The organism is Paenibacillus wenxiniae, assembly GCF_039822605.1.
In the GTDB taxonomy this organism is placed as follows: Bacteria; Bacillota; Bacilli; order Paenibacillales; family Paenibacillaceae; genus Saccharibacillus; species Saccharibacillus wenxiniae.
On sequence record NZ_JBCGUH010000001.1, the window covers coordinates 282,117 to 307,615 of the forward strand.

25 protein-coding genes are annotated in these 25,499 nt (G+C 47.6%); all 25 read right to left on the reverse strand.

Translation table 11 applies throughout. From position 1 onward, the window contains the following. Positions 1–74: 74 nt before the first annotated feature. Positions 75–392: an EscU/YscU/HrcU family type III secretion system export apparatus switch protein gene (locus AAHF22_RS01195; protein ID WP_347323143.1), complete on the reverse strand. Its 318-nt coding sequence runs from the start codon at positions 390–392 to the stop codon at positions 75–77. Further along, a complete protein-coding gene (locus tag AAHF22_RS01200; protein ID WP_347323144.1) occupies positions 389–2,452 on the reverse strand; it encodes a TP0910 N-terminal domain-containing protein in 2,064 nt (687 codons plus the stop codon). Before AAHF22_RS01200 ends, AAHF22_RS01195 begins: the two co-directional genes overlap by 4 nt. Positions 2,453–2,826: 374 nt before the next feature. Then, positions 2,827–3,447, reverse strand: coding sequence for a ribonuclease HII (gene rnhB / locus AAHF22_RS01205; protein WP_347323145.1), 621 nt, complete (start codon positions 3,445–3,447; stop codon positions 2,827–2,829). A gap of 27 nt (positions 3,448–3,474) precedes the next feature. Continuing rightward, entirely contained in the window at positions 3,475–4,335 is an 861-nt protein-coding gene (gene ylqF, locus AAHF22_RS01210) for a ribosome biogenesis GTPase YlqF (protein ID WP_347323146.1), read from the reverse strand. A gap of 44 nt (positions 4,336–4,379) precedes the next feature. Then, the gene (gene lepB, locus AAHF22_RS01215; RefSeq protein ID WP_347323147.1) at positions 4,380–5,048 is read right to left on the reverse strand and encodes a signal peptidase I; all 669 of its coding nucleotides are present in this window, start codon (positions 5,046–5,048) and stop codon (positions 4,380–4,382) included. A gap of 466 nt (positions 5,049–5,514) precedes the next feature. Next, entirely contained in the window at positions 5,515–5,859 is a 345-nt protein-coding gene (gene rplS / locus AAHF22_RS01220; RefSeq protein WP_347323148.1) for a 50S ribosomal protein L19, read from the reverse strand. 167 nt (positions 5,860–6,026) lie between these two features. Next, complete coding sequence (locus AAHF22_RS01225; RefSeq protein WP_347323149.1) at positions 6,027–6,404, reverse strand: hypothetical protein; 378 nt, start codon at positions 6,402–6,404, stop codon at positions 6,027–6,029. A 102-nt stretch (positions 6,405–6,506) separates the two neighbouring features. Continuing rightward, complete coding sequence (locus AAHF22_RS01230; protein ID WP_347323150.1) at positions 6,507–6,935, reverse strand: hypothetical protein; 429 nt, start codon at positions 6,933–6,935, stop codon at positions 6,507–6,509. Between the two features lie 42 nt (positions 6,936–6,977). Beyond that, the gene (gene trmD, locus AAHF22_RS01235; RefSeq protein WP_347323539.1) at positions 6,978–7,727 is read right to left on the reverse strand and encodes a tRNA (guanosine(37)-N1)-methyltransferase TrmD; all 750 of its coding nucleotides are present in this window, start codon (positions 7,725–7,727) and stop codon (positions 6,978–6,980) included. Further along, positions 7,727–8,248, reverse strand: coding sequence for a ribosome maturation factor RimM (gene rimM, locus AAHF22_RS01240; RefSeq protein ID WP_347323151.1), 522 nt, complete (start codon positions 8,246–8,248; stop codon positions 7,727–7,729). The genes trmD and rimM overlap by 1 nt, the downstream gene beginning before the upstream one ends. A gap of 121 nt (positions 8,249–8,369) precedes the next feature. Next, a complete protein-coding gene (locus AAHF22_RS01245) occupies positions 8,370–8,600 on the reverse strand; it encodes a KH domain-containing protein (protein ID WP_188776614.1) in 231 nt (76 codons plus the stop codon). A 196-nt stretch (positions 8,601–8,796) separates the two neighbouring features. Further along, positions 8,797–9,069, reverse strand: coding sequence for a 30S ribosomal protein S16 (gene rpsP / locus AAHF22_RS01250; RefSeq protein ID WP_046215335.1), 273 nt, complete (start codon positions 9,067–9,069; stop codon positions 8,797–8,799). Between the two features lie 93 nt (positions 9,070–9,162). Further along, the gene (gene ffh / locus AAHF22_RS01255; RefSeq protein ID WP_347323540.1) at positions 9,163–10,560 is read right to left on the reverse strand and encodes a signal recognition particle protein; all 1,398 of its coding nucleotides are present in this window, start codon (positions 10,558–10,560) and stop codon (positions 9,163–9,165) included. Positions 10,561–10,730: 170 nt separating this feature from the next. Further along, a complete protein-coding gene (locus tag AAHF22_RS01260) occupies positions 10,731–11,096 on the reverse strand; it encodes a putative DNA-binding protein (RefSeq protein ID WP_347323152.1) in 366 nt (121 codons plus the stop codon). A gap of 1,199 nt (positions 11,097–12,295) precedes the next feature. Further along, complete coding sequence (gene trhA / locus AAHF22_RS01265; RefSeq protein ID WP_347323153.1) at positions 12,296–12,943, reverse strand: PAQR family membrane homeostasis protein TrhA; 648 nt, start codon at positions 12,941–12,943, stop codon at positions 12,296–12,298. A gap of 728 nt (positions 12,944–13,671) precedes the next feature. Further along, positions 13,672–14,673, reverse strand: coding sequence for a signal recognition particle-docking protein FtsY (gene ftsY, locus AAHF22_RS01270; protein ID WP_347323154.1), 1,002 nt, complete (start codon positions 14,671–14,673; stop codon positions 13,672–13,674). Positions 14,674–14,861: 188 nt separating this feature from the next. After that, a complete protein-coding gene (smc, locus tag AAHF22_RS01275; protein ID WP_347323155.1) occupies positions 14,862–18,434 on the reverse strand; it encodes a chromosome segregation protein SMC in 3,573 nt (1,190 codons plus the stop codon). Between the two features lie 158 nt (positions 18,435–18,592). Beyond that, a complete protein-coding gene (gene rnc / locus AAHF22_RS01280; RefSeq protein ID WP_347323156.1) occupies positions 18,593–19,285 on the reverse strand; it encodes a ribonuclease III in 693 nt (230 codons plus the stop codon). A 12-nt stretch (positions 19,286–19,297) separates the two neighbouring features. Continuing rightward, positions 19,298–20,536 carry a beta-ketoacyl-ACP synthase II gene (gene fabF, locus AAHF22_RS01285; RefSeq protein WP_347323157.1) on the reverse strand — a complete coding sequence of 413 codons (1,239 nt, stop codon included), beginning with the start codon at positions 20,534–20,536 and terminating at the stop codon, positions 19,298–19,300. 116 nt (positions 20,537–20,652) lie between these two features. Further along, positions 20,653–20,886 (reverse strand): acyl carrier protein, encoded by a 234-nt coding sequence (gene acpP, locus AAHF22_RS01290; protein WP_188776605.1) that lies wholly within the window; start codon positions 20,884–20,886, stop codon positions 20,653–20,655. Between the two features lie 81 nt (positions 20,887–20,967). Then, positions 20,968–21,717 carry a 3-oxoacyl-[acyl-carrier-protein] reductase gene (fabG, locus tag AAHF22_RS01295; RefSeq protein WP_347323158.1) on the reverse strand — a complete coding sequence of 250 codons (750 nt, stop codon included), beginning with the start codon at positions 21,715–21,717 and terminating at the stop codon, positions 20,968–20,970. Between the two features lie 53 nt (positions 21,718–21,770). After that, the gene (gene fabD, locus AAHF22_RS01300; RefSeq protein WP_347323159.1) at positions 21,771–22,697 is read right to left on the reverse strand and encodes an ACP S-malonyltransferase; all 927 of its coding nucleotides are present in this window, start codon (positions 22,695–22,697) and stop codon (positions 21,771–21,773) included. Between the two features lie 28 nt (positions 22,698–22,725). After that, positions 22,726–23,712, reverse strand: coding sequence for a beta-ketoacyl-ACP synthase III (locus tag AAHF22_RS01305; RefSeq protein WP_347323160.1), 987 nt, complete (start codon positions 23,710–23,712; stop codon positions 22,726–22,728). A 111-nt stretch (positions 23,713–23,823) separates the two neighbouring features. Continuing rightward, on the reverse strand, positions 23,824–24,807 hold the full coding sequence (gene plsX, locus AAHF22_RS01310; protein WP_347323161.1) for a phosphate acyltransferase PlsX: 984 nt from the start codon (positions 24,805–24,807) through the stop codon (positions 23,824–23,826). Then, a complete protein-coding gene (fapR, locus tag AAHF22_RS01315) occupies positions 24,791–25,387 on the reverse strand; it encodes a transcription factor FapR (RefSeq protein WP_347323541.1) in 597 nt (198 codons plus the stop codon). The genes plsX and fapR overlap by 17 nt, the downstream gene beginning before the upstream one ends. Between the last annotated feature and the right edge of the window lie 112 nt (positions 25,388–25,499).

The following is a 25,499-nucleotide window of genomic DNA, read 5'->3' on the forward strand; positions in this document are numbered from 1 at the left end:
TAACCGCATACGACTTACATTATTAATTAGCACTTTCCACCTTTAATTAACGATCGATGATCTCAATTGATCCATTACCAATCAAGCGGATCGGTACCCAGATTTTTATCCGCACGATATATAAAGCTTAAAATTTCAGCGACCAGATTGTACAGCTCGCCCGGAATTTGTTGATCCAGATCGAGCTTAGATAGTACTTCAACGAGTGCAGCATCTTCCTGAATGGGTACACCTGCTTCATGAGCCTTTTCCAAAATCGTTTCTGCGATACGTCCGCGTCCTTTGGCAACGACGATAGGCGCTTCGCTACGAGCAGGATCATATTTTAAGGCGACAGCGCGTTTACCGATCAGCGAAGAATCGGAATCTTTGGGAGATTTGGCATTGCTCATATTTTCATGTCTACCCCCTTATACTCGGACGGTGCAAATTGGTCGATCAACTCGCCCATATTACCAGCTGTACCTACGAGAGTATCCGCCGTATTACGTACAGGTAACGGTGCAAAATGGAGCGATAGCAACTGATAACCAAGTCCAGCAATCGCCTCTGCTACTTCCTGACGCTTACTCTCGATTACAGGGCCAAGCTGCTCCAGATCGTTGTGCACTTTAAGCGATACGATCCGATCCGTTACATGAACGTCCAGCAACGTATGTCCCAGCGCTTTCATATCCAGATCGAACCACAGGCGGCAATTGGATGCGTCCAGCTCGCCTTTACTCCCCCGACGGGATTGAATATGCACGGATGCCGTTTCCTGACCGTCCGGGCCGTTAAATGGAACGAACATCGTCACCTGTGCAAATGGAGCTGTACGATCGGTATTTAGCAACAGCTGCTGTCCGGTCAATTGCTGTACGAGCTGCTGAGCAGCATCTTTTAATACAGGTGGCGCATCAGTTGCTGTAGTGAGCTGTAGCAGTAATCCTTTCAACGTATCCTGCGCTTTAGCCAACGCTTCCTCTGCTGCTGCTCCATGTGCTGTCATATGGGCAGGGTGGGCTGATGTGCCTGTGCGTTCATCACCAGCCTGAAGTGGCAGTAGTGAGCTAGCGTTGGCAGCATGATTTGTTTGATTCGCAGCAGACGTAGCTGCTTTACCATCGGTAGCTGCTGGCGTCTGAGCTGTATGACTGGCAGTCGTCGATGCAGGCGCATCTGATTGTGATGACGCAGTTGCTGCTAATGGCTGATTCACTGTCGGGGCGACTGGAGCATTCGGTAGGGTCGGCGGCGTTGGAACAGCTGGCTGGCTCGGATTCGCTACCGTTCGCTCACCACCTACTTGTGTGGCAGTCTGCTGTGCATGGGTTGCTGCTGGATTGGCTGCACTTTGTTCTTTGGCAGCATCTACATTTTGCGCCGTAAGTGTCAATGCTGCACGTACACTCTGCTGTTCGTATTCTGCCCCCATTAGCTTGAGCAGTTGACCAAGCCACGGCGAAGCTGAACCAGACGCTGTAGTCGAAGCTGTAGCTGGCGTTTGCGTCGAGTTGGCAGCATTCGTATTATTCCCAGGCGTCTGTTCCGCTGATGTCGCGTTAGCTGATGTCGTCGCAGCTTGCTGACCCGCATTACCTGGCGCTGGCGTTCCGCCAGCTGTCGAAGATGGTAGCAGATCATTGATTTGCTGTAGCACCTGCTGGAGTTTGGCAACAATCGTTGCCGCACTACTTCCCGAATTTATATTCGTACCCGTTGGAGTTGCCTGCTGTCCATTAGCATTCGTAGCGTTAGCATTTGCCTCATCGGTTGTGCCTGTACTAGCCGAAGCTGTAGCTGCCGATGCTTGAGTTTGCGACATATTGGCGCCGTCTGTTGCTTCATTTAGCAATGTAGTCGCTCCAGATTGAAGCTGTGGCAACAGGGTACGCAGTAAATTTTGCATATTGTCCAACGATTCGTGCAGTGGGGGGCCAAAAATAGCTTGCTGTAAGCCAGCTACACTTTGTCCGGTAACCGGCAGTCCACGCTGGATTGCCACCGCTGCGGATTGTACCCATTCTCCAATCGATACATTTGCAGGCTTTTGCGCCATCGAGGTTTGAATACTTTTTACATTATCCGCTGTGAGTGTTATACCTGCGGCGCGCATCTGTGTTAGCATCTCACGATTATCTTTTGTATCTGGCAATTGAAAAGAATCCAATAGCTCGTTCATCGTAGAGGGAGGGATCGGCGTTTGACTTGCTGTTACTGGTTTCAGTACAGTCATCCCATCTTTGCCTGGTGGCTGTACTTGTAACAACGTTGTCTCTCCCGGCTGTAGCGGTGCTTCCAAACGCGCCTGCACCTTAACACCTTGAATCTGTACAACCGCTTCTTTTCCGTCCTCCGACACACTGGTCACTACTCCGCGAACGACCTGGCCTTCTTTCAATTCCATCTGTTTGGCCTCACCGGGCTTGCTATCGCCCATCATGCCACGGAACAGTGAACCGATATTCATAATCTCTCCTCCTGTCTTCCTATCTGTCAAAGCCTGGGGCTTCGCTATATAATATGTAGCGCCGTTTTCCTTGACGATGATATGTTTATTTATCGGTTAAAATAGACGGAATGATGAGTCATATATGACAAAGACTGCGATGCTGCTTCTCTGTTTATATACAAAAAGAACCCGATCTTTAAATTACAAAGATTCGGGTTCTTCCCTGTGCCTCAGCACTTCTGTTTCTTATCGTAACGGATTTCGCTGCAAAGAGCAATGCCCTTTTACGAGCAAGCATAACATCGGTTCACGATCTCTATGCTACTATGCTCATTGAGCGGTACTGATCCATACGTCCATGTACGAACAATCTATAAACCGTTGTATCTGATTTAAAATAAAGTCGGTTGCTCTAGCAGCAAATTGCCGAGAAAGCTTCGGCGGTGCATCGGTGTCACACCGAGTTCAAGAATGCGCTCGCGATGTAGCTTGGTTGCATAGCCTTTATGTCCGGCAATACCATAACCTGGATACTGCTGCTCCCATTCGCCTTCGCACAGACGATCGCGTGTAACTTTAGCAATAATCGATGCAGCCGCGATGCTATGACTGTTCGCGTCCCCTTTGATGATGCTTTGCTGCGGTTGCGGCATATCGACAGTTTCTGCATCGACCAGAATATAATCCGGTACAACGCTAAGCTGCTCCAGCGCTTGCTTCATCGCACGCAGCGCAGCCTGGCGGATATTGATCTCATCGATCACGTCAGCCGTGACATAGCCTACACCAACAGCGAGCGCCTGCTCCATAATTTCTGTATACAGACGTTCCCGCTTTTTATCGGTAAGTTTCTTGGAGTCGGTTACCCCTTCGATAATTACGCCCTGTGGCATAATGACCGCAGCTGCAATCACATCACCAAACAGACAACCGCGTCCCACTTCATCTACACCTGCAATATGCTGATAACCTGCTTCCCAGCATATACGTTCATAGTTCAGCAATTCAGACATCGTATCTCCTCCCGTCCTCTAGTGGATTCAGGGTCTTTCCATCGAGATCCGACCCAGTTTGCCTGCACGCAGCTCACGCAGGATCACTTTGGATGCTTTCTCCAGATCGACACGGCCTCCGCTCATCAGACAGCCGCGTTTACGACCGATTGCTTCCATGACTTCTACCACATCGTTCGGATTGTCCATATCCTGTGGCGGCTCTTCTAGTTCAAAGCGTTCCGCCAGTCGATCCCAGTAATGCTCACAGATGTATTTTGTACCAAAGTACGCAACATCTTCCACATTCAAAATTTCTTCGCGAATCGCACCGGTTACCGCGAGACGATAACCAACACCTTGATCTTCGAATTTAGGCCACAAAATACCTGGCGTATCCAGCAGTTCCATCTCTGTACCCACTTTGATCCACTGCTGCCCTTTAGTTACACCCGGACGATCGCCTGTAGCAGCGATACTTTTACCAGCAAGTCGGTTTGTCAGCGTCGATTTACCTACGTTTGGAATACCAACGATCAGTGCGCGAATTGGACGCTGGTTCATGCCCTTTGCCGCGCGTTTATCGCGTTGTTCCTTTAAAAGTAGCTTGGCACGTTCTGGAATTTCTCGTGTGCCCTGTCCGCTTGCTGCGTCCAGTGTGAGCACCTCATGTCCGTCACGTTTAAAATATTGTACCCAGGCATCCGTAATTACCGGATCAGCCAGATCAGCTTTATTTAAAATGATCAATCTCGGTTTATTTTGCAAAATTTCATCAATCATCGGATTGCGGCTTGATAACGGCAAGCGCGCATCCAGCAGCTCGACCACCATATCGATTAGCTTTAGCTTCGCTTCGATCTGGCGTCTTGCTCTGGTCATATGCCCGGGAAACCATTGAATGGTCACAGGTTTTCCCCCTTACTTCCTAAAATAGTAGCAGTTGCAGCGAATCAATAATGATTAATCCATTCTGCTCTGCTCAGCGGCCAGAAGATTACATCGGCCCGTCCAATAATATCACCCAGAGGAATATAACCGATCATACGGCTATCCTGGCTGTTGGAACGATTATCGCCCATAACGAACACATAGCCTTGCGGTACTTTACCATCTGGAATTTGCTCTGTTGGGAAGTTGTTAATATTGTAGTTATTTCCCTGTGCATGAGCATGATCAATCGCAGCCTGAATATATGGCTCACTGATCGCCTTGCCATTTACAGTTACCGTATCGCCATCTACCTTCACTGTATCGCCACCAACCGCGATGACACGTTTAATAAAATCACGATTTTGTGAAGGAACTTTCAGTACGACAACCTCACCTGGATGTGGAGGACGGATATCATACAAAATTTTGTTTACAATCACACGATCATTGGTGTAGAAGTTCGACTCCATCGAAGGACCATCCACAATAAACGGCTCAAATAAGAAACCGCGAATGATGATCACAAGCACAAGAGCAACAACTATCGCTTTAATCCATTCTTTTGCTTCACTTTTTTTCTTTTTAGGAGGGTTTTGCTCTGATTCGGGCAAACTGCTAACTACAGGTTCCTGTACAGTTGTAGCTTCAGCTGCTTCTGCCCGGTTTTGATTTTGTTTGTCTTGCTCCATCGCAATGCCTTCTTTCCTGGTTGAATTGGCGCTTTGTATATGTACCGGTAGTATGATGCATCCGGAAACACTCCAGTGTCAATGTACCCAAGTACCTATACGATTCCTTAATCTATTTTACACACAATTTTGCAAAAACCAAATTTTGAAGGATTTACGTTGTCAAGCGCCGCTCCCATTATAGCATGACAATGTATACATAATGATGATACAAAAAAATCCGTCTGCAGTTGTAGCGTCATTTTGCCACAGAAATAAACCGATCATGCATAGCGATCGACAGTACAGGATACATTTTCGTTATCCTGCTCCGCAGTTGCTGACTGCCAGGTTGGTTTCTCTGGAAAAATGCCGTGTCTGTATAACTGTAAGGCGGAATAACCACTTGCCTATGCAATTGAAAAGTTCTGAAAATAAAGAAAAGAGCTTGTATAACAAGCCCTTCTCAACCGAAGCTCCCAAAGGATTAACGGCGCAATTCTTTAATTCTCGCTGCTTTACCGCGAAGTTCACGAAGATAGTACAGCTTCGCACGACGCACTTTACCACGGCGAGCCACTTCGAGTTTATCAATCTTAGGGGAGTGTACTGGGAAAGTTCTTTCCACACCTACACCGTAAGAGATTTTACGAACTGTAAAAGTCTCACTAATGCCTCCACCTTGACGTTTGATTACAACACCTTCGAACAACTGAACGCGCTCACGAGTTCCCTCAATAACCTTAACGTGCACTTTCAAAGTGTCACCGGCACGGAAATTTGGAACATCGTTACGCAGTTGATCTTGAGTAATCGCCTGAATGATATTCATCTATGACTCCCTCCTTCCGCACAGATGTTCTTGCGTCTCAGGAAGACCTATTGTCTTCTCATCATTGATCGCAGAGGACCATCGTATTCACACAACATTCGAATCATACCATATATTCATAGCTGCTGACAACACTTTTTTGAAGGATGATCCGCTTTATTTTATACTCAGCCAAAACGCTCCTGCAACAGCATTTTTTGCAGCTCATTCAGCCGCTGAATCTCATCGCTATAGCGGTTATAACCGACCCGGTCAGACTCCTGCACATTCAGTCGAGCACTTTTTTTGTTATGCTCCATTTGCTCTAGCAGCTTGATGACTGTATTACGGCCTGCATAATCGGCAATAAAATATTTTTTGCGTTCATCGGCATGAATATACAGTAAATATTTAAACTCCGGCAGCAGTTGACCGATAATGGTATCTGCATCCTGATCGTTAAAATTCGGATGCAATACAGACGCGTACCCCTGGCTGCGTAAATCACTGCCCAGCTGCTGCACCCAACCGCTTGGATGCCCGGCTATTTCATTCGAATTTGACATGTTCCAAACTCCTATCTTCTCACCTTGCCTGTAGGATCACCGCGTTAGCCTTCATCCCAGCGCGAACTGCTCCAGAAAAAGCATGATATACAAGCATTTTATTTATGATAAAGAATGGATCTCGATATCATATGTCCGAGCTTTTACCGACAAAAACAAGTCATGCCCTGCAAACACATAGCCTAGTATGTGATGTTCTGTATCTACTTCATGATAGACAGCAGGCGGATCATGATCGACATCCGCATAAACGGCAAGTCCGGATTCTCGATCGGTGCAATATAGGGAATCCATACCCGAAAAACGGAACTCCGCTATCCGATAACCGGAATCATTATATAGCTTATCCGGAATTTGCAGTTCATCCTGAAGATCATATACAGAAAGCCATTTACCGATATCTGCCTTTCGGATCTCTTCTCCCAAAAAGATCATAAACGATACTTTCAATCCATCTTCATCGTAACTAAACAATGGATCACTACAACTTTCCATTTTCCATGAGAAATCAATCTTTTGAAGTACGTTCATGACTGCACCTGCCTCGCTATCTATCACATCGTTACATTCCGTTTAGGATTGTTCCGTTTCTGAACGTTTGTTCTGGAGCGCAAGCCAGCGGCGCTCTGTCTCCGTCAGCTCTGCCTGTTCTAACAGATCAGGACGGCGCTGCAATGTACGAAGCAAGGACTGCTCACGCCGCCATTTCTCCACATTAGCATGATGACCAGATAACAATACATCCGGCACCTTCATCCCACGAAATTCAGCCGGGCGTGTATAATGCGGATATTCCAGCAGCCCGGTACTGAACGAATCGGTTACAGCGCTGTTCTCATTGCCGAGTACACCAGGCAGCAAGCGCACAACGCTGTCTACAACGGTCATAGCCGGGATTTCGCCGCCCGTGAGAACATAATCACCAATCGATAGCTCGTCGGTGACAAGATGCTCGCGAATGCGCTCGTCATAGCCCTCATAATGACCGCAGATGAAAATCAGATGCTGTTCCTGTGACAGCTCTTCTGCCTTCTTCTGCGTAAACGTTTCTCCCTGCGGACACATCAAAATAATGCGGGGCTTTACAGCCTCATCGGATACTCGATCTTCTACAGCGGCAAAGATCGGATCAGGCTTCAACACCATTCCGCCACCGCCGCCATAGGGCGTATCATCGACCGTACCATGCTTACTCGTCGAATAGGTGCGAAAATTGATCGCATTCAGCTCCACAATGCCTTTGTCTGCCGCTTTACCGAGAATGCTTGAGCCGAATACACCTGCAAACATGTCTGGAAAAAGGGTCAATACATCAATCTTCATCATTCCAGCAAACCTTCCATGATGTGCACAATAATTTTTTTGTCATCAATATTAATGTCCTGTACAACATTATGAATATACGGGATCAAAATATCTTTGCCTTTCGCAGGCTTGACTACCCATACATCATTCGCACCCGGTGTCAAAATTTCCTGAATCACACCCAGTGACTGCCCTTCATCCGTGATCACTTCACAGCCGATGATTTCGTGAAAATAGTACTCGTCTTCTTCCAGCTCAACCGCTTCATCTTTCGACACGCGCAGTTCGCAGCCTTTGTACTTCTCGACCTCATTGATATTGCCAAAGCCTTTGAAGCGAACGACATACATATTTTTTTGCAAACGTGATGTTTGGATTTCAACTACCTGAGAAATGCCGGCTTCTTCATTTACCATCATCAGTTTGTTACCCGCCGCAAAACGTACCTCTGGAAAATCTGTATTTGGATATATTTTCAGCTCACCGCGAATACCATGTGTGTTCACGATTTTACCTACATTTAACCATTGTTTTGACATGTAGCTCTCCTTTGTATCTCTGTGATATAAATTCGTATTGAGTATAGCGTCTACCATCATGTGATTACAAAAAATGTACGAAAAAAGGCTAGGAGTAACCCTAGCCCTTTTTCGTACATTTTTAAGACATGATATCAACCGTAACCCGTTTATGTGTTTTGACAGCGGCGGAAGTCACTACTGTGCGGAGTGCCTTGGCGATACGTCCTTGCTTGCCGATCACTTTGCCGGCATCGTCCGGATGGACGCTCAGTTCGTATACGATCAGGTTTTCCTTTTCCACCACATTTACAGACACATCTTCCGGATGATCCACCAGAGCTTTAGCAATAACGATTACTAATTGTTCCATCGTTTCATCCTCCGGAATAGGCAATATTTTGCGAAGCAAAATCAGTTGTGTCAAGCAGGCTGCAATGTCACAGCCTGATGCGTCGCTGTCGCCGATTTGCTCGCAAAAACGCAGTTCTGTATATACAAAACCGCGTTTCGACCAGCCAATTCAGCGTTAACCAGCGAACGCTTTACAGGGCCAAGCTTATCAGCAATTATTTTTGCTGTTTCAGCTCATGGAATTTTTTCATAACGCCCGCTTTGCTAAGCAAGTTGCGAACAGTATCAGAAGCTTGCGCTCCATCTTGAAGCCATTTCAGAGCTTTTTCTTCATCAATTTTAGTTACAGATGGTTCTGCAACCGGGTTGTAAGTACCGATTTCTTCGATAAAACGTCCATCACGAGGAGAACGGGAATCGGAAACAACGATACGGTAGAAAGGCGCTTTGTGGGCACCGATACGTTTCAGACGAATGCGTACTGCCAAGAGAATTCACCTCCTTAAACTAATTCATTATTCTATCAAGCGCTTCATAAAGAAAACGCAGGATTCATTGTCTTCACAGCTGCATAGTAGAACTTAACGGAACGGGAATTTAAAGCCTCCGCCGCCACCTTTAGTCATTTTTTGCATCTGTTTCATCATCTTGCCTTTGCCGCCCTTCATCGCTTTCGGGTCCATCATATCCGAGAATTGCTTCATCATACGGCGCATCTCATCAAATTGTTTGATCAGACGGTTTACCTCAGCAACCGAGGTTCCGCTTCCGGCAGCAATACGTTTACGGCGACTATGGTTGATCACTTCAGGATGCTGCTTTTCTTTGATTGTCATCGAGTGTACAATCGCTTCAATGCGGCCCACCTGTTTGTCATCGACCTGCAAGTTTTGTGTTTGTTTCATTTTGCCCATGCCTGGCAGCATGTCCATAATCTGATCCAGTGGTCCAAGCTTTTTGACCTGTTCCATCTGCTCCAGAAAATCTTCAAAGGTAAATTCAGCGTTGCGCATTTTGCGCTCCATTTCTTTTGCCTTTGATTCATCAATGTTCAATTGCGCTTTCTCGATCAGGGAGAGCATGTCACCCATACCGAGGATACGGGAAGCCATACGTTCCGGATGGAACACTTCCAGCGCATCCAGCTTCTCGCCGAGAGTCGCAAACTTGATCGGACAGCCGGTTACTGCTTTGACAGACAGCGCCGCACCACCGCGGGTATCGCCATCCAGCTTCGTCAATACAACACCGGTAAGGGCAAGCTGATTGTTAAAATTCTCTGCAACGTTAACCGCATCTTGACCTGTCATGGCATCGACTACGAGCAATACTTCATCCGGATTCGTCAGTTCATGAATCTGGCGCAGCTCGTCCATTAGCTCTTCATCGATATGAAGACGTCCGGCAGTATCGATAATGACGTAGTCATTGTTGTTAGCTTTCGCTTCCACCATCGCTTGACGAGCAATTTCAACCGGGCTTGTCTGATCGCCCATAGAGAAGACAGGAACTTTAATCTGCTCACCGAGAACTTGCAACTGCTTGATCGCAGCTGGACGATAAATATCGCCTGCTACAAGCAATGGACGGTGGTTTTGCTTTTGTAACATCCGTGCCAGTTTACCAGATGTGGTTGTTTTACCCGCACCTTGCAGACCAACCATCATGATCACGGTAGGCGGCTTCGTCGCTTTCGCAAGCTTCGACTGTGTGCCACCCATCAGATCAGTCAGTTCTTTATTAACGATATCGATAATGACCATACCAGGTGTGAAGCTCTCCATCACTTCTTGACCGATCGCTTTTTCCTTCACCTTGCTGATGAATTCCTTAACGACCTTGAAGTTAACGTCTGCTTCCAGCAGCGCAAGTCGTACCTCGCGCATCGCTTCGCCTACATCCTCTTCGGATACTTTACCTTTACCGCGCAGCTTGCTGAATACGTTCTGCAGTCGTGTTGTTAATCCTTCAAATGCCATTGTTGTCTTCACCTCACTTCCTGCTTTGATCCTGTATAACCCCATGCTTGGAATGCATCATTTCATTATATCATCATACCGCTAGTTCATATAAAAGGGCGGTATCTTTATAGTATACCTTATTTGGTGTTACAGTTCTATTTTGAAATAGAGTCCTATCACGTACTCACTCAGTCCATTCGATCGATCGCTTCAAGCTGTTCGATCAAGCCAAGCACAGCGCTTGATTGCCTGTCGTTCAGATCGCTCTCATTTAAACTTTGCTTGAGCTTATCCAGCTCACGCGAACGACGATAATGCTTGTCCATGAGTCCAAGTTTATCTTCGTACATCTCCAGCACCTGTTCGGCACGCTTGATGTGCTCATACACGGCCTGACGACTGATGCTAAATTCAGCAGCAATCTCGCCCAGTGAATAGTCATCATGGAAATAATATTTCAGGAACATTTGCTGTTTGTCTGTCAGCAATGATTCGTAAAAATCAAACAATAAATTGATTCGGGTCGTTTTCTCGAGCCGATTCTCCTGACTCATACGGGGCACTCCCTCCGTCAAGGAAAAACACTTTACAGTGATGTTCAACGTTTTATATCATATCCAAATCCACAGGGGTTGTCAAGTGTTTTTCCTTAACATGTTTTGGAGGGGAATGTAGGAGGGTGGATAGGTGTTTAGAAGCTTTGAGTTTTGGCGGAGTTTGCATGGTGTTATGCGGTTTTTGGGCACTTATTTATGCATGCGTTGGGGGATTTAATAGATGTGCTTTTTTGTTACTAGGGTGGTGGCGCAATCACCACTTCCGGTAAGGAATAAGGGAACGTCCTCAGGTGGAGGTTAGGAATCTACGAATGGGTAGATAAGGTAGATTCCTAACCTCCAAAGTCGTCCTTTTCCCTTATTTCCTTCCCTCCGTTCTCTGCTGTTTACATCATATGTATTTTAAAGACGATAGTGTATGGCAGTGCGTAGATCGTATGATGTTCGATTACATTGTACAGATCGTATTGCATTGGTTATATTGCACTACGTAGATGATATGTTGTTCTTTTTATTGCCTGAGTGAAATGATAACTTAAATGATCAGGCTTGAAAAAATTTCATTTCACTTCTATTACCGATCATTCGATAGCCACTCATCATTCGATCAAATGCTTATCAAGTGCAAGGAAAAGTCACTTTTACAAAAGTAAACGACAATACATCATTCAAAGTTCAAGAAACTTACACCTGACAAGTTAACTCAAACTAAACACCCCTTTTATCCTCCCCCTCTTATCGTATATCGTATAGTAGATAGCGCTTTACTCATGCAATCTTTTAAAATTGAATTTAGGATCAATGCAGTAATTTTGAAGCGTTACCTTCAATAGTTTATTAGTAGTTATACGGCATGATTCCTATGACAATAAGGATTTTATGTTCTTACAGAACTTTCTGTATAAACAAAATATACATAATACACATCATAAACAAAAAGATTCTTTCACACATACAAAAGCCACCATGCAACGGACAGAATAATATCTTCTGTGATCGTTTCTGGTGGCTTTATTAATCTGCATGTCTGTATGAATGGCTAGCATTAGCAGTCTATTTTCGTTAGCAATATAGGCGAGTTAGTCATATATGTGATAATCTGAGCCGCGTATATACGAATAACTATAATGAGACGAGAGACTGTTTACACCGGTTCTTCTTAGCTCTCAGTGTATATACGCACCATAGACTAATCCTTAACGCCACGGCAACAGGTAGAACAATACGGCGAAGAAGTGGAGGATGCTGCCTGCGAGTACGAATAGATGCCATACGGCGTGGTGGAAAGGGAAGCCTCTCCATACGTAAAATACAGTACCTAGCGTGTACAGGATGCCACCTGCGGCGAGCAGGATGATGCCTCCGGTTGCGATGGAGGCGGTTAATGGACCCCATGCGAGTACGATGAGCCAGCCCATGAGCAGGTAAAAGATTGTAGACATAAATAGGAAACGTTTTGTGAAGAACGCCTTAAATACACAGCCCAGTACAGCTATGCCCCAAACTGTACCGAAGATCGACCAGCCGAGTGGGCCTTTGACGGCTAGCAGCATAAATGGCGTGTATGTGCCTGCAATAAACAGATAGATCGCTGAATGATCGAAAATTTCGAATAAATCTTTTACTTTACCATCGCGGAAGCTGTGCACCAGCGTGGAGCAGCTATACAGTAATAACATGGTGAATCCATAAACGGTAAAGCTGACGATATGCCACGGTGTACCTTTCAAGCTTGCGAATACAATTAAAATAACGAGTGCTGCCGCACTAAGTGCAGCTCCGATGCCGTGGGTAATGGCGTTAGCCACTTCTTCACGGCGTGTATACGTATACGTATCGGCCATGATTCACTTCCTCTCTTGATCCTGTCCGTTGTCTGTCTCTGTGTCATTGTCTCGTATCCAGCATGGTGATGGGATATGATCGGTTACAGTTCATCTGATCATACATCGATCATAGCCCATGGTATAAGCGCTAAATGTACGACTTTTGCCATGTTATAGTACAAATCTTGTGTTTTATAGTTAAGATTGTATGTAGTACTGTATCCATTGTAACTCTTTCGCAGGTCATATTTCTACCTTACGTGAAAATAACGGTTCAATGAAAAAAGCAACCGCCCCTGTGTGCCTGTTAATAAACAAGCACGCGGGCGGTTGCTTTGCAATGCGGTAAGGACGCTACTTTGATGATAGCAACGATTATCAAGCTATCATGACGATCATCTGCCATGCAGTTCATCCACTATACGGATCATCATGTCATACATTTTATCGAAAATCGCATAACTAGGATCGTTAACGTTGGAAATCGTACAAATGAACGGTTACAGGCTGTACACAATCCGTATCGCTACAACATTAGCCTGTCACCTTTTAATTCGCTAATCCAATAGCCCATTGGATTATTAGATGATTGGATCACCAGATCACTAGATCACTAGATCACTAGATCACTAGATCACTAGATCACTAGATCACTAGATCACTAGATCACTAGATCACTAGATCACTAGATCACTAGATCACTAGATCACTAGCTTAGCATATTACTAATTTATCAATTTGCAACCTTACGCCTGCTCTTCTTCTTTTTCCACTTCTTCCTGAATGAGTCCAGCAAACAGTGCATGGACAAACTGCTCGCTGTCAAATGGTTGCAGATCGCCGATCTTCTCGCCCAGACCAACAAATTTGACAGGCAGATTCAGCTCCTGACGAATCGCTACCACGATACCGCCTTTCGCTGTACCATCGAGTTTGGTCAATACAAGACCGGTTACGCCACTCTTTTCGCCAAATAGCTTCGCCTGGCTAAGCGCATTTTGTCCGGTCGTTGCATCAAGCACCATGAGCACTTCATGCGGCGCATCGGGAATTTCACGCTGAATAACGCGGAAAATTTTGTTTAGCTCGTCCATCAAATTCGTTTTGTTTTGCAGTCGACCTGCGGTATCACACAGCAGCACATCCACATTACGTTGCTTGGCTGCACGTACAGCATCATACATGACAGCAGCTGGATCAGAGCCTGCTTGCTGCTTGATCACTTCTACGCCTGCCCGCTGTCCCCATACTTCCAGCTGTTCAATCGCTCCCGCTCGGAAGGTATCGCCAGCTGCCAGCATCACTTTTTTGCCTTCCTGTTGGAAGCGATGTGCCATTTTACCGATTGTCGTTGTTTTACCGACACCGTTAACGCCGACAAACAAAATGACCGTAATGCCATCCGGGTTCATATTTAGACCTGGATTCTCGTCACCGCGTAGCAATTCGGTCAGCTTCTCAGACAGTACCGGCTGCAAATCTGCCGCATCCTCAATCCGTCTTTTCTTCACCTCAGCGCGCAATTCATCGATCAATTCCATCACCGTATTCACGCCTACGTCAGCACCGATCAGAATTTCTTCCAGCTCTTCGTAAAATTCTTCATCGATCTTTTTGCGACGAATGACCAGATCGGTTACTGCTCCGACCAAGCCTTTCCGTGTTTTTTCCAGACCATCGCGGAACTGCTGCGTTACGGTTTCAGTTTTCTGGGAAATGCTTTCCCGCAGTTTTTTGAAAAAGCTCATGAGATTCCTCCGTCAACATCGTAGTGATCATGCTTGTATTTATTTTAAGAAAAACAAATCCAGGACGTGCAACAAATCCGCTTATTTCCTTACCACAGTGAAGTGCTACTCTCACATTTACGAGCTTTCGTACATGTTCATACTCTTACGATACACAGGTACATAGCGCTCGCACACTTTCGCCAAAGTCAGGCAATCTCCACCTCGTCCACATCATCCAGGCGCACAGACACAAGCTTGGATACGCCGCCTTCTTCCATCGTGACGCCATATAACACGTCCGCTTCTTCCATCGTGCCTTTGCGGTGCGTCACGACAATAAATTGCGTTTGTCCGGCAAATTCGCGTAAATACTGAGCAAATCGCGTTACATTCGCTTCATCGAGTGCCGCTTCCACCTCATCTAGCACGCAGAACGGAACGGGCTTCACCTGTAAAATAGCAAATAATAACGCCATCGCAGTCAGTGCGCGCTCCCCACCGGAGAGCAATTGCAGGTTTTGCAATTTTTTACCTGGCGGCTGAGCGACGATATCAATACCGGTTTCCAGCAACCGCTCCGGATCTGCCAAAATCAGATCTGCACGTCCGCCGCCAAACAGCTTTGTAAACACAGTGCCAAACTGACCGCGAATCGCATCAAACGTATGCTTGAAACGTTTGGACATTTCATCGTCCATTTCCTTAATGACCTGATACAGAGCGGTTTTCGCTTCAATCAGATCGTTTTGCTGCACCGTCAGGAATTCATAGCGTTCGTTCACACGCTGGTATTCCTCGATCGCACCGAGATTGACCTCACCCAGCTCGACAATTTGCCGCTTCAAGCCGCGCACTTCTTCACTAGTTGCGGCAACGTCTTCTGGTAGTCCATAGCGCTGTTTGGCCTGTTCATACGTCAATTCGTATTCTTCTAGCAGCTTCGCCATGATGTTTTCCAACTCCACATCCAGACGGTTCACTTGAATTTCCGTTTTACGCATATCGTCTTCGACTACTTTCAACTCACTACGCTGCTGACGCGTCTTATTCTCTTCCTGCTCCAGCTTTTGCTGTAAAGCAAGACGCTTCGCACGTGCTTGCTCTAGCTCGCTACTTGTTTCGGTACGTTGACGACGCAGACGCTCCAATTGCTCCTGTTGACGCTGCTGATCGGACGTATTTTTTTGCAAATCACGTTCGAGTCTACTAAGCTGTTCGCGGTTACTTTCCAGTTCAAGCCCGTAATCATGCGATTCTTCACGGGTGCGGGACATTTGCTCTTCGAGTGAGAAAATTTCCTGTGCCAGCTTCCCTTCGCGGATTTTCAGATCGGTGACCTGTTCTTGCAACTGCTCTTTGACCGATTCGTTTGATTTGCGCTTTTGTTCAGCCGATTGAATATCGTTTTGTAGCGTTTGCTCATGCTTTTGCAGCTCAGCCAGCTTTTGCTCGGCTTCTTTGCGCTTTTTAGCAATTGCATCAAGCTCTGAGGTGTAGGCGGTTTTCTCCTGTCCATACAGCTCATATTGCTCATTCACGTGACGGAACTCATGCTCCAGCTGCTTCAACTCACCCGCGGTCTGCTGTTCTTCACCACGCTTACGGTCGCCATCCCCACGCAGACGATCCAGCTTGCTTTCCGTCGCTTCCAGTCGCTCGCGTACACTTTCCTGTTCAAGGCGTACACGCTTAATTTCCTGCTCACTCTCGGCAATGTGTTCGCCCAGCTGATCCAGCTGGCGCTTGCGTCCAAGCAGATTGTTGTTCTTTTTAAACTGGCTACCACCTGTCATCGAACCACCTGCATTGACCACATCGCCTTCCAGTGTGACCACACGGTAGCGATAACCAAGCTTGGCAGCGATCCGGTTCGCATGCTCCAGCGTTTCCGCGATCACGACGCTTCCGATCAAGCTGCCTACGATTGAAGCATAACGCTCGTCATATTCCACCAGCTCAGCACCAATCCCAACAAAGCCTTCGGCACCTTCCGCCAGACGCTTGTCATTGTCTCCGATACGGCGTGGACGAATAACGTCCAGCGGTAGGAAGGTAGCCCGTCCTAGCTGACGCTGCTTGAGAAAAGCGATCGCTCGGCGGGACACATCTTCATTTTCCATGACGATATGCTGTACCGATGCACCGAGTGCCGTTTCCATCGCTTGCTCCAAATGTTCCGGCACTCGCACCAGTTCAGCGACAGCGCCATGCACACCGGACAATGTGTGATTACGGGCAGCTTTGAGCACTTCTTTAACGCCCAGCATAAAGCCTTCAAAATCTTCCTGCATCTCCTGCATCGTATCACGTCTTGAAATAAGCGCTTCACGGCGCTGCTCCCACTGGCGAAGCGATGCTTGCAGCTGCTCGGCTGATTTTTGCAAGCTATGCAGCTGTTCGCTTTGTTTAATATAATCGGTACGCACACCGGCAATCTCTTTGGCAAATTGCTCAAGCTGCGCTGTCAGCTTCGCTTTACTCTGTTCCAGACGCTGCTTCTCTTCACGCCACTTGCCAGACTCGCTTTCGGCGCGTGCCATCCGGCGCTGCGTCGACTCGGTTTCCTGATCAGCATAACGAATCTCATTGCGGAGCTGTGCCATATCGTTCATCAGTTGCAGTAAATCACCTTTCAGGCTCTCTTCCTGCTGCTGACTAATTCCACCGTTAATATCATTTAAACGTGCTTCTTCCGCAGTCAATGTGTTACGTAGCTGCTCCAGCTGTGTATTCAGCTCAGACAATTTACCTTGCAGCTGCTCGGTTTCCCCGGTACGTTGACTTGTACGTTCTTCGCTTCGCTCCAGTGCGACACCGAGCTGCTTGCGATTTTGTTCCAAATTGTGACGGCGTTCCTTGAGCAGTTCGACCTGACCCTCTGCCTTCTCCGCTTGCTCACTATATTGTAGTAATAGTTCTTGCAGACGTTCTACCGTTTGCTCTGCTTCACGGAGTGCAGTGCGCTCATCTTCCAGCTTCGCATCATGTCCGGCAACGACACTCGCGAGCGCTTGCTGTGCCTTTTGATATCGCTCTAGCTGCTCACCGGCAGCCGTCCATGTACGATGAATACGCTCGATGTCATGTACATACATACCGATTTCTTGATGCTTAAGCTGTTCTTTCAGCTGCTTAAAATGAATCGCCTTTTCCGATTGCTCACGCAGCGGTACAATCTGGTCTTCCAATTCATGTACCAGATCATAAATACGCAGCAAATTTTGCTCGGTATCATCGAGCTTGCGCACCGCTTCTTTTTTGCGTGATTTATATTTGACAATACCGGAAGCTTCCTCAAAGATCCCACGACGATCCTCAGAACGCGTGCTCAAAATCTCTTCAATACGACCCTGTCCGATAATCGAATACGCTTCTTTACCGATACCGGTATCCATAAATAGCTCTGTAATGTCTTTCAGCCGACAAGATTGACGATTAATAAGATATTCACTATCCCCGCTACGATGCACACGACGGGTAATCGTGACCTCGTTATAATCGAGCGGCAACACTTGATCTTCATTATCCAGCGTCAGCGATACTTCAGAATAGCTGACAGGCTTGCGCGAATCGCTTCCGGCAAAAATAATATCTTCCATCTTGCCACCACGCAGCGATTTAGCAGACTGTTCACCGAGCACCCAGCGGATGCCATCGGAAATGTTACTTTTCCCACTGCCGTTTGGTCCGACGACAGCGGTAATGCCCTGGACAAACTCCATTTCTGTTTTGTCGGCAAATGATTTAAAACCCGATAATTCAATTCTTTTCAGGAACATAATGTATTGTTCACCTCTACTGCTATTGTAGCATAATTGCGTACCTTGCCATCAATGGAAAAAGAGCAAAAAGCGGTCGTGCCTCTTGTATACTTGCAAGGGGGCAATGACTGCTCTTTGCTCTTTGTTTGTCCTGTAATCGCTAGAAAAGAGAGATGTTATTTCAGCTTCAGCTGGTTCAGGGCAGCCGCAGCTGCACGCTGTTCCGCTTCCTTTTTGGAACGGCCTGATCCTTGACCCAGGCTTTCATCCCCCATATACACTTCCGAGACAAACTCCCGCTCATGGGCAGGACCTTTTTCCTCAATAATGCGGTATTCCAGTACACCCATATTGTGATGCTGGGTGAACTCCTGCAACTCGGTTTTGAAATCCATCATGTGCAGCTGACCGCCAGGCGAAAGGCTTGCAAACACATGCTTTTCCAGGAAGACCTTGACTGCATCCAAACCTTGATCCAGATACAGTGCTCCGATAAACGATTCAAATACGTCTGCCAGTAAAGCAGGGCGCTGCCGTCCACCGGTCAGCTCCTCCCCTTTACCTAGCAACACATAACGTCCGAAATCGAGCGCTTCCGCAAACTTGACCAGCGAAGGCTCACACACGATCGCTGCACGCAGCTTCGTCAGCTCACCTTCGGGGCGGTCAGGATATTCGTTATACAGATACTCCGACACCGTCAGTTCCAGTACCGCATCACCAAGAAACTCCAGTCGCTCGTTGTCCTGATGTTGACTGAACCGATGCTCGTTCACATACGAAGCATGCGTAAACGCTTGCTTGAGCAACTGGCGATTGTGGAACTGGATTTGAATTTGTTGCTGTAGCTGTTTCACATCTCCGTTCAAGAAACTGACCCCTTACGCTTCGAATTTCTTCAGGACGATCGAGGCATTATGTCCCCCGAATCCAAAAGAGTTGGACATTACGATGTTCAAATCGGCTTTGCGTGCCACATTCGGAACATAATCCAGATCGCATTCCGGGTCCTGATCATGCAGGTTGATCGTCGGTGCAATGATCTGATTTTGCAAAGACAGCGCACAGATCACAGCTTCGACACCACCGGCAGCACCAAGCAAGTGTCCGGTCATCGACTTGGTAGAGCTGACCGCAATCCGGCTGGCATGATCGCCAAGCGCCATTTTGATCGCTTTTGTCTCCGATTTGTCACCGACTGGAGTGGATGTACCGTGTGCATTGATGTACTGTACATCTTCCGGCTGAATACCAGCGGTACGCATCGCCATTTTCATGCAGCGTGCTGGACCATCTGGATTCGGCTCGGTCATATGGAATGCATCAGCACTCAGTCCATAACCGATCACTTCAGCATAGATGTGTGCACCGCGCTTCTGCGCGTGCTCCAGCGATTCCAGAATCAGAATCCCCGATCCTTCCGCCATTACAAAACCATCACGGCCTGTATCAAATGGACGGCTTGCTGTCGTTGGATCATCATTACGCGTCGACATTGCCCGCATCGAGCAGAAGCCTGCCAGTCCGGTTGGACGAATCGTAGCTTCCGCGCCGCCTGTGATCATCACATCCGCTTCGCCAGATTGAATAAATTTGAAAGCATCGCCAATCGCATGGCTACCGCTCGCACAAGCCGTTACCGGCGCTACATTCGGGCCTTTCGCTCCGTGAATGATCGATACCTGGCCGGAAGCCATGTTTGCAATCATCATCGGGATAAAGAAAGGGCTCACACGTTTTGGACCTTTTTCCAGCAAAACGCTATGCTGATCTTCGAAGGTACCCAGCCCGCCGATGCCGGAGCCAATAATGACACCCACACGTTCGGGATCGGTATCCTCGCTAACATTCAGTTTACTATCCTTGAGGGCTTCGGCAGTCGCAGCAACGGCGAACTGAACGAAACGGTCCAGCTTGCGCGCTTCTTTGCGCTCCAGATAGTCCTCTGGATTAAAATCATGCACCTGACCCGCAATGCGTGTCGTATAGGCGCTAACATCAAATCCCTCAATTGGGGTAATTCCGGATTTACCTGCCATCAGGTTGTTCCAGAATGTATCTTTATCTTTACCGAGAGCCGTAGTGACTCCAAGACCTGTAATTACCACTCTATGTTTCAAACACATTCACCTCATATCGACTGCATGTGTGTATTTTTGGTTCAATTCCGATAGACGCCATGAATGAGGAGAAGTCCCGACCCGCAAAAATATGCAGGTAACGGGACTTTTTAGCCTTAGGTATGAGATTGTATGTAGTTCACAACTTCACCTACGGTCGTAATTTTCTCCGCGTCTTCATCAGAAATTTCAAGATCAAACTCTTCTTCAAGTTCCATAACGAGTTCCACTACATCGAGGGAATCTGCGCCAAGGTCATCTTTGAAAGAAGATTCTAATTTAATATCAGCTTCGTCAGCACCTAAACGGTCGATAACGATGCGTTTTACACGTTCCAAAACATCAGACATCCGGTTCACCTCCTCTTCCAAGTATTATACGTAAATTATACTTAAAAATCCATACAGGCATCTGTAAGCATACCCTGTTTCTTACATGTACATGCCACCATCAACATGTAACGTCTGGCCCGTCATGTAAGAAGCAGCAGGCGACACCAGGAAACCGACGACCTGTGCCACTTCATCCGGTTGACCTAAACGTGCAAGCGGAATCTGGCCCAAAATACGGCCCTTCTGCTCTTCGTTCAGCTCATCCGTCATATCGGTAGCGATAAAACCAGGGGCTACGCAGTTCACGGTAATGCCGCGGGACGCAAGCTCCTGCGCAGATGCTTTGGTCAGACCAATGACACCTGCTTTAGCAGCAACGTAGTTGGCTTGTCCGGGATTCCCCAGTACACCAACGACAGATGAAATGTTGACGATGCGGCCATAACGCTGCTTCATCATCGGACGCGTTACAGCTTTAAGACAATTGAACACGCCTTTCAGATTCGTTTCGATCACCTGATCGAACTCCTCTTCCTTCATCCGCATAATCAAGTTGTCGCGTGTAATACCGGCATTATTGATCAAAATATCAATTTTGCCAAATGTATCACTCACCTGCTTGACCATCGCTTCTGCCTCAGCGGCTACGCCCACATTCGCCTTCACAGCAAATGCTTTCACACCCAGTGCTTCGATCTGCTGCACCGTCTCCTGTGCCGCAGCTTCGCTGCCTGCATAGTTCACGGCTACATCCGCTCCGGCTGCTGCTAGCGCGAGTGCAATGCTACGACCAATGCCGCGAGATGCACCGGTAACGAGTGCAGACTGTCCTGCGAGTGGTTTACTCATTCATACGCACCTCCTTCACGAAATATTCGCTCTTACAACTCCAGCATTCACCGTTATAGTTCCAGCGAAGCCAGGCTGTCCAGACTGCTGATGTTAAACAGACGCACCTCTTTGTCTGTTTTCTTAATTAATCCAGTCAATACATTGCCCGGACCGATCTCGATAAATGTATCTACGCCCTGCTCGATCAGATAGCGCACGCTATCCTCCCATAATACAGGGGAATACACCTGTTCCACCAGCAGCTTGCGAACTTCGTCTCCAGAAGTGACCGATTGAGCGGTAACATTAGCTACAACGGGCACGGATGCATCGTGGAATGGAACGCCTTGCAGACGCTCTTCCAGACGCTCGGCAGCAGGCTTCATCATGGAGGAATGGAAAGGTCCACTCACTTCCAGCGGAATCGCACGCTTGCCGCCAATCTCTTTTACCCGTGCACCTACCGCTTCGACACCCTCACGCGTACCGGAAATGACAATTTGTCCCGGACAGTTCACATTGGCAAGCTCAACCGCATGTCCATCCGCTGTTACGGCTGCACACAGCTCGCTCAGTGCCGCACGCTCTGCACCGAGCACAGCTGCCATCGCCCCCTGTCCAGCAGGCACCGCTTGCTCCATGAATTGTCCACGAGCACGCACGATCGCAACCGCATCTTCAAATGACAGTACACCAGCTGCTACAAGTGCGCTGTATTCACCCAGACTGTGACCAGCCACATAATCCGGCTGAATGCCATTTGCCTTAAGTGCTTCCAGCAGCGTAATGCTAGCTGTCAACAGAGCAGGCTGTGTATTGGCAGTCTGCTTTAACTCATCTTCCGGACCTTCAAATGCCAGCTTACTGATCGCAAAGCCAAGCACTTCATCCGCTTTATTAAAATATTGCGCAGCAGCAGGATTGGCATCGTAGACATCTTTTGCCATGCCTGCCTTTTGCGCTCCCTGACCCGGGAATACAAATGCTATTTTACCCATTTGACCTTTACCTCCTGAATCACACAAGTTACCAGACGATGACGGATGCTCCCCATGTGAGGCCACCGCCGAAGCCGACCATGACTACTTTGTCGCCTTCTTTGATGCGTCCTTCTTCTACCGCTTCAACCAGCGCTAGTGGAATGGAAGCTGCCGAAGTGTTCGCATACTTTTGCACATTGATCATAACGCGGTCTTCCGTCAAATTCAAACGCTCCATCGCGGAGTTGATAATACGCACGTTCGCCTGATGCGGAATGAACAGGTCAATTTCGTCTTTGGACATGCCTGCTTTGTTCAGTACATCCACTGTCGCTGTGTTCATTACCTTCACGGCAAACTTGAACACTTCACGACCGCTCATCTGGATAAAATGCTGTTTCGCTTCCAGCGTATCGGCAGAAGCCGGTGTACGTGAACCGCCAGCCGGCAGCTTGAGCAGCTCGCCGCCAGCGCCTTCCGCACCGAGATCGAATGCTTTGAAGCCGCGTCCTTCGCCTACTTCGCCGATAACGACTGCGCCAGCACCATCACCGAACAGTACACAGGTGTTGCGATCTGTGTAGTCAGTAATGCGTGATAATGTATCTGCACCGATAATGAGTGCATTTTTGTACATTCCCATTTGGAGCATACTTGTCGCTGCACCCAGCGCATACACAAATCCAGAGCACGCTGCGGACAGATCGAACGCAGCTGCCTTTTTGGCACCGAGCTTATCTTGCAAAATACAAGCTGTCGACGGGAAGGACATATCCGGTGTAATCGTTGCGACAACAATCAGATCCAGATCGGCTGCTGTCATGCCAGCCTTTTCGATCGCCTGAATTGCCGCTTCGTAGGCCAGATCCGATGTTGCTTGATCCGGTGCCGCGATATGACGTTCACGAATACCTGTACGGCTGACGATCCACTCATCATTCGTTTCGACCATTTTTTCAAGGTCGGCATTCGTTAATATTTTTTCAGGCACGTATTTACCTGTGCCGATAATTCCGATTGGCAAAACATTCATCGTTGTCACTCTTTTCTATACGTGCGAATTTCCTTATCGATAGGGTAAGGATCAATAGAGCCAGGATCGTAAGTGTGTCACCCGATCCAACAACACAAAGCACACCGTCAATTAACCGATAACTTCTTGAGAAATGCTAGAAACGAGATTTCCTTTAATCGCAATACGTGCCTGACGCACAGCATGCTTGATCGCACCGGTATCGGAAGAACCATGACCTTTGATCACAAGTCCATTCAGTCCAAGTAACGGCGCACCGCCATGCTCCTTGTAATCCATAATGTTACGCAAGCTGCGTAGCTCTGGCATAATGAGCGCAGCGGATAATTTGGTCTTGAGCGACTTGGAAAATTGCTGCTTCAGCAACGAGAAGATGCCTGCTGCTGTACCTTCCATCGTTTTAAGCAAAATATTACCTGCAAATCCATCGCATACGAGCACATCGCATACACCGTTCAGCACATCACGAGCCTCTACGTTACCGACAAATTGAATCGGTAGCGCTTCAAGCAGTGGATACGCTTCTTTAACAAGCTCATTGCCTTTCTTCGCTTCGGTACCTACATTCAGCAAGCCAACACGCGGAGAAGATACTCCCTGAACCTTTTCCCGATAAATGCTGCCCATCAGTGCATATTGTGCCAGATGCTCTGGCGTTGCGTCCATATTAGCTCCCAGATCAAGCGCTAGCATGCCTTTGCCATCAATAGTCGGAATGATCGGTGCCAGTGCCGGACGTTCGATCCCTTTGATACGTCCAACGACGAGCAAGCCTGTCGTCATCAGTGCGCCGGTATTGCCTGCGGAGATCATTGCCTCAGCCAGTCCTTCTTTAACCATTCGGCCTGCAACGACCATTGAAGCATCCTTTTTGCGGCGAACCGAACGTACCGGCTCGTCTTCAGGCTCAATCACTTCGGAAGCATGTACCAGCTTCAGATTAGACGGAATTTCAGGCAATAGCGCCCTCATCTTCGCTTCGTCACCGACAAGAATAATCTCCGTATCCTTCCACTCTCTGGCTGCCTCCAGGCCGCCCAGTACATTCGTGTCTGGAGCATGATCTCCCCCCATCGCGTCAATCGCGATTCGCATGATCAAGTCCTCCTTCATCGTGTTCTTCTCCATCTGATCGGTAAATCACAAAGTTGCCCTGAAATACCATTTCTTCCCCCACATAAGTCAAAACTTCCACCTTAGCTTTCCCTCGGCGTGCCGGGCTTGTTTGTACATAAGCTTTCGCAATACATTTCTCACCCAGATTGACCGGACGGACAAAACGCAGATCCGCGGATGCGGTCAATGCAATCGCATCGTTAATGACAGCGACAGCGAGCGAGTTCGCCTGGGCAAAAATGTGATGCCCCCGTGCAATATGATTGCGCGAAAATACATGTTCTTCGCGAATCTCAAAAATCGAAATCCCACTCCGGTCCAGCTGTAAATCTACAATATCCCCGATCACTTCATCCAGTGGCAAGGATCGAACCTGATCATAGGAACGCTCGGCCATCAGCTTCATACGCTCACGCAGCTCGGGAATGCCCAGCTCCATTCGGTCCAGACGAATCGTCTGAATACTAACCTTTAGCTGACGAGTCAGCTCCTGGTCTGTCACAAACGGGTTATCCTCAATAATTTGTACGAGCCGCTGCTGGCGTTGCCTTTTCGGCAATCGTTCGATGGTCACAAAGCCTCCCCCCACTTTCAGATGGATTTTCCGAAGCACCCGAGCCTATCCCCTATCTGATGCTTCTTCATGTATTAGCACAATACATTGTATCTAT

What these genes read in the sequence shown, in the direction of transcription:
- AAHF22_RS01195 (WP_347323143.1), bottom strand. Translation starts at nt 392, where the DNA reads ATGAGCAATGCCAAATCTCCCAAAGATTCCGATTCTTCGCTGATCGGT.
- AAHF22_RS01200 (WP_347323144.1), bottom strand. Translation starts at nt 2,452, where the DNA reads ATGAATATCGGTTCACTGTTCCGTGGCATGATGGGCGATAGCAAGCCC.
- rnhB (WP_347323145.1), bottom strand. Translation starts at nt 3,447, where the DNA reads ATGTCTGAATTGCTGAACTATGAACGTATATGCTGGGAAGCAGGTTAT.
- lepB (WP_347323147.1), bottom strand. Translation starts at nt 5,048, where the DNA reads ATGGAGCAAGACAAACAAAATCAAAACCGGGCAGAAGCAGCTGAAGCT.
- rplS (WP_347323148.1), bottom strand. Translation starts at nt 5,859, where the DNA reads ATGAATATCATTCAGGCGATTACTCAAGATCAACTGCGTAACGATGTT.
- AAHF22_RS01225 (WP_347323149.1), bottom strand. Translation starts at nt 6,404, where the DNA reads ATGTCAAATTCGAATGAAATAGCCGGGCATCCAAGCGGTTGGGTGCAG.
- AAHF22_RS01230 (WP_347323150.1), bottom strand. Translation starts at nt 6,935, where the DNA reads ATGAACGTACTTCAAAAGATTGATTTCTCATGGAAAATGGAAAGTTGT.
- trmD (WP_347323539.1), bottom strand. Translation starts at nt 7,727, where the DNA reads ATGAAGATTGATGTATTGACCCTTTTTCCAGACATGTTTGCAGGTGTA.
- rimM (WP_347323151.1), bottom strand. Translation starts at nt 8,248, where the DNA reads ATGTCAAAACAATGGTTAAATGTAGGTAAAATCGTGAACACACATGGT.
- AAHF22_RS01245 (WP_188776614.1), bottom strand. Translation starts at nt 8,600, where the DNA reads ATGGAACAATTAGTAATCGTTATTGCTAAAGCTCTGGTGGATCATCCG.
- ffh (WP_347323540.1), bottom strand. Translation starts at nt 10,560, where the DNA reads ATGGCATTTGAAGGATTAACAACACGACTGCAGAACGTATTCAGCAAG.
- AAHF22_RS01260 (WP_347323152.1), bottom strand. Translation starts at nt 11,096, where the DNA reads ATGAGTCAGGAGAATCGGCTCGAGAAAACGACCCGAATCAATTTATTG.
- trhA (WP_347323153.1), bottom strand. Translation starts at nt 12,943, where the DNA reads ATGGCCGATACGTATACGTATACACGCCGTGAAGAAGTGGCTAACGCC.
- ftsY (WP_347323154.1), bottom strand. Translation starts at nt 14,673, where the DNA reads ATGAGCTTTTTCAAAAAACTGCGGGAAAGCATTTCCCAGAAAACTGAA.
- smc (WP_347323155.1), bottom strand. Translation starts at nt 18,434, where the DNA reads ATGTTCCTGAAAAGAATTGAATTATCGGGTTTTAAATCATTTGCCGAC.
- acpP (WP_188776605.1), bottom strand. Translation starts at nt 20,886, where the DNA reads ATGTCTGATGTTTTGGAACGTGTAAAACGCATCGTTATCGACCGTTTA.
- fabG (WP_347323158.1), bottom strand. Translation starts at nt 21,717, where the DNA reads ATGAGTAAACCACTCGCAGGACAGTCTGCACTCGTTACCGGTGCATCT.
- fabD (WP_347323159.1), bottom strand. Translation starts at nt 22,697, where the DNA reads ATGGGTAAAATAGCATTTGTATTCCCGGGTCAGGGAGCGCAAAAGGCA.
- AAHF22_RS01305 (WP_347323160.1), bottom strand. Translation starts at nt 23,712, where the DNA reads ATGAATGTTTTGCCAATCGGAATTATCGGCACAGGTAAATACGTGCCT.
- plsX (WP_347323161.1), bottom strand. Translation starts at nt 24,807, where the DNA reads ATGCGAATCGCGATTGACGCGATGGGGGGAGATCATGCTCCAGACACG.